The sequence below is a fragment of the Phenylobacterium sp. genome (assembly GCF_004799395.1).
Lineage (GTDB): Bacteria > Pseudomonadota > Alphaproteobacteria > Caulobacterales > Caulobacteraceae > Phenylobacterium.
The window spans coordinates 1-3,771 of record NZ_SSMZ01000126.1; the positions used below are offsets into that span (position 1 = coordinate 1).

4 protein-coding genes are annotated in these 3,771 nt (G+C 67.8%); 2 read left to right on the forward strand and 2 right to left on the reverse strand.

The genetic code is table 11. The features are described 5' to 3' along the window. Positions 1-343, forward strand: a 343-nt coding sequence (locus tag E8A12_RS08675) for a hypothetical protein (RefSeq protein WP_293367682.1), incomplete at its 5' end; no start/stop codon positions are given. A 261-nt stretch (positions 344-604) separates the two neighbouring features. Here E8A12_RS08675 and E8A12_RS08680 read toward each other — a convergent pair. Beyond that, positions 605-1,477, reverse strand: coding sequence for an undecaprenyl-diphosphate phosphatase (locus tag E8A12_RS08680; protein ID WP_293367684.1), 873 nt, complete (start codon positions 1,475-1,477; stop codon positions 605-607). Positions 1,478-1,863: 386 nt separating this feature from the next. Between E8A12_RS08680 and E8A12_RS08685 the strand changes: the two genes are divergently transcribed. Further along, positions 1,864-3,153 carry a DUF6880 family protein gene (locus tag E8A12_RS08685; RefSeq protein WP_293367686.1) on the forward strand — a complete coding sequence of 430 codons (1,290 nt, stop codon included), beginning with the start codon at positions 1,864-1,866 and terminating at the stop codon, positions 3,151-3,153. Here the strand turns inward: E8A12_RS08685 and E8A12_RS08690 are convergent. Further along, positions 3,144-3,572, reverse strand: coding sequence for a DUF4112 domain-containing protein (locus tag E8A12_RS08690; RefSeq protein ID WP_293367688.1), 429 nt, complete (start codon positions 3,570-3,572; stop codon positions 3,144-3,146). The two genes, E8A12_RS08685 and E8A12_RS08690, sit on opposite strands and share 10 nt — an antisense overlap. Between the last annotated feature and the right edge of the window lie 199 nt (positions 3,573-3,771).

The following is a 3,771-nucleotide window of genomic DNA, read 5'->3' on the forward strand; positions in this document are numbered from 1 at the left end:
CTTCCTCGCCGCCGTGGCCGTGCTGCCGCTGACCACGCGTCTACTGGCCGAGTACATCACGTTCCGCGTCGCGCTGGCGCTCTATTGGGCCAACATTCTGGTGGTCGGGGGAATCCTTCTGGCAGCCTTCATCTACGCCCAGCGAGCTCGTCTGCTCAGGGACGATGTGACCCGAGAGGTCTCCCGGGCCTTTGTCCGGCGTGTGCTCGTCGCCCAGAGCCTCTACGCTTTCGGCGCCCTGCTTTGCCTTGCAAACACATTCTGGAGCATCGGCTTCATCGTGCTTGTCCAGCTCAACTACGCCATCGCCCCGGGCCATCGCTTTGTGCGTTCGATCGAATGAGCTGAACCCCGCGGCGGTCCCGCCGCGACAGCATCAAACTCCTCGGCTGGGGCAGCGGCGGCATATGGCTGAGCGGAGGCCGTGTCGCTCAGATGGTTCCAGGAAACCCCAGGGTGGCGGAAGGCTACGAGCCGCCGCCGCTGATCCCATCGCTGGGGGATTCCTGGCGGCCTCGGAGCGCCAGAGCGGGGGGGTGAACTCACCACACGGGCTCAGCGGCGACCAGCAGTTCTCACTGAGGCCGGATCCAAGCGGAGGCCCTCAGGCGAGCTTCCCGAGGAAAACGCCGCCCAAGATGACAACGCCAAGGAGCGCGCGATAGGCGACGAAAGGCCAGGCCGAGAATCGCTCCAGAAACCGCATCAGGCTCCAAATCGTCACGAACGATGAGAGAGCCGCTACAGCAATGCCCAACGCCAGAACGCTCCACCCGTGGTGCGAAAGATGCGCCTTGTGCAATTCCCAAAGCTCCTTGCCGCCGGCGAGAGCAATGGCGGGCATGCCCAGGAGAAATGAAAGACGCGCCGCCTCTTCCCGACGAAAGCCCAAACCCAACGCGGCCGTCAGGGTCGAGCCGGATCGCGATACTCCGGGGATGAGCGCGCCGACCTGGGCCAGCCCGATGAGCAATCCGTCGCGCAGTCGCGCGTCAGACGCTTCGCGTGTGTGTCGCGCGAAGATCTCCGCCACCGCCAGCAGGGCCGCCATCACCAGGCATGCGCATCCGATCGCTGGCAGGCTCCGCAGGGGAGAGTTGCAGGCATTGAGGACTGGGGACAGCAGGAGGCCGCCCACCGCGATTGGCGCCGTCGCCACCGCAACAAGCAATCCGAGCCTCAGGTTCTTATCCTGGAACCGGCGCGCCTTGAGCGCCATCGCCGAACCACCGCAGATGGCCGCCAGGTCTCGCCAGAAATAGCTGGCCACCGCAACGAGCGCCGCGGCTTGCATGGCTGCCGAGAAGGCCGCTCCAGGGTCGCTCCAGCCCAGGAACGCGGGCACGACGCGCATGTGGGCGGTTGAGGAGATCGGAAGCAATTCCGTGATCCCCTGGATGACACCAAGCAACGCGACCTTGGCGTATCCGAGTCCGACAAAGCCGACATCGACGCCACTACAATACTTATCCGACACGCCTGCCTCCAGTTGGACGGGCCCTTATGGCTGCAACCGCTATGGGGCGAAAGACGGTTGCTCGCCGGACTGTTACGGGGACCGGGCGATTGGCTTCCGTGCGGGCCGTGAGATCAGTGGAGCTTCGCTACTGCGCAGCCATTCGCGTTAGATCGATACGTCATAGGTCGTCACGCCTGGTCCCCCTGGCCACGGCGGACCACCGGCGTGCCGACCTTTCGGACCGCGCTGGTCGCCCCGCGGCGCCAGGATTTACTGCCGATCATCTATGGTCTCCCGAACGGCCAAGTCACACCCCCAACGCGCGCCGCGGCGTTGGGCTGCGCGCAGCCGTGAACGTCCGATCGGTCGAGGCGTTCGGCCTATCCGCAATCCCCCAGAGGCTCATGAAGCGTCCCACCCAAGCCAGTCTGAAGAAGGTGACGCCGGAGAACCTGGCCGCCTTGGGCGTGGAACGGCTGGCTGAAATCCTGGTGTCGGCGGCGCAGGCGCGTCCGGACCTGAAGCGGCGCCTGCGGATGGAACTCGCCGCCGAGCAGGGCGCAGACCACCTGGCTCCTGAGATCGACAAGCGGCTGGCGTCCCTGGACACCAGTCGGGGTAAGATTTCATGGCGCCAGCGCCCGGCCTTCGTGCGCGATCTCGACGGCTTACGAATGCTGATCGTCGAGCGTCTCGCTGCGCTCGACCGTACCGCAGCGATCAGCCGGCTTTTGACCTTCATGGGCGTGGCGCGAAGGATCGGCGGGCGCCTTCGCGACCGGGACGGCAGCTTGGCCGCCGTGTTCGACCAGGCGTCGACGGACTTGGGGCGGCTGCTCGCCGTGGGCGACGTCGGGCGTGCGGCGGAGGATCTCACGGACGCCATCGTGCAGTGGCCCACAGCCTGGGAGAGGTGGTTGCCGGCCGTCTTGCAGCCTGCGGCGCCTGGGCTCGCCGCGGCGACGCTGCGGCGCCTGAGAGAGCGGCGCGGAGCGCAGGCTGGGTGGGTCACGTTGATCCGGCAGCTCGCCGTGGCGACGGGGGACGCCGGCGCCTACCAGGCGACCTTCACGCACAAGGAACTCTTGGATCCCTCGGTGGCGGCCGAGGTGGCGCAGCGCATGCTAGCCTCGGACCGGATCGCCGAGGCTGCCGCCTTGCTGGAGGCCTCGCGTCCGGTCCCGGACCGGGCCGACCGCCAGACCCTGAGGCGCGGTGCGGCCGCTGAACTGGACTTCGACTGGGAGACAGCCTGGATCGAGGTGCTGGAACGGACGGGGCGCGGAGCGGACGCGCAGGCCGCGCGCTGGGGCTCGTTCGAACGCACGCTTTCGGTGACGCGGGCGCGAGACTTCACCAGGCGGCTCGCGGACTTCGACGACGTGGAGGCCGAAAGCCGCGCCTTCGCCTATGCGGCGGAGCATGCAGACGCGCGGCTGGCGCTGCAGTTCCTGATGGACTGGCCCGCGCTCGCGGAAGCCGCCCAGCTGATCCAGGCGCGGCCGGACGACATCGCGGTTTCGGGCGAAGACGCGGAACTGTGGGCGGCCAAGCTGCGGCCACGCCAACCCGCCGCAGCGCACCTTCTGCTGCGCAAAGCCGCAGCAGCGGCGTTTCGGCGGCGCGAATTCGCGATTTGTGATCGGCTGACCGCCGAGGCGGACGCGATCGATCCGCCGACCAATCAGGCCTGAGCGACACTCCCGGGGGAGTTCCGGTGGATCGGCGCGCGGGGGATCGGATCGCCTGCCTCAGTGACCATGCCCAGGCGTTCATCGATGGCTCGCACAATCATCGCGGCGGCCCACTTGTGCGCGGTGAAAAAGTCCGCGAAAGCCGAGCCTGCGACAGGCACCGCGCCCACCAAGGTTCGGCAGCCGATCAACAAGGCCGCGCCGGCGAGGACGAGCCCAGGCGCCCCGGCGCGCGCGCCCTGTATGACGATGAAGCCGCCGGCGAGTGTGCTGTAGAGATCGCCCAACCCGGGAACCCAGCTCAAGACGCCATCGATGCCGAGGCTAAAGGGACCGAGGCGGACAAGGCTGTCTGAGAGCCGGCCGACCAGGGCGACGCTATCGCGGATCGAACGGAGTTCGGCGTGAGATTGGGTCATAGGAGGTCCAAGGTCTGGGGCGCGCTGCGCCGGTGATCGGAAGGAACGTGGACGAGCTACTGGGCGTCGTCGGCCTTTCGAGAGGTCGTATCGCCCGCAGGCCTCGAGGGCCCGCGCCGGCGCGCCATGGCGGCCGAAACGCTGTCGGCGGCGCGGCGCACGCCGTCGTAGAACCGGTCGTCGAGATCGGCCATGTGCT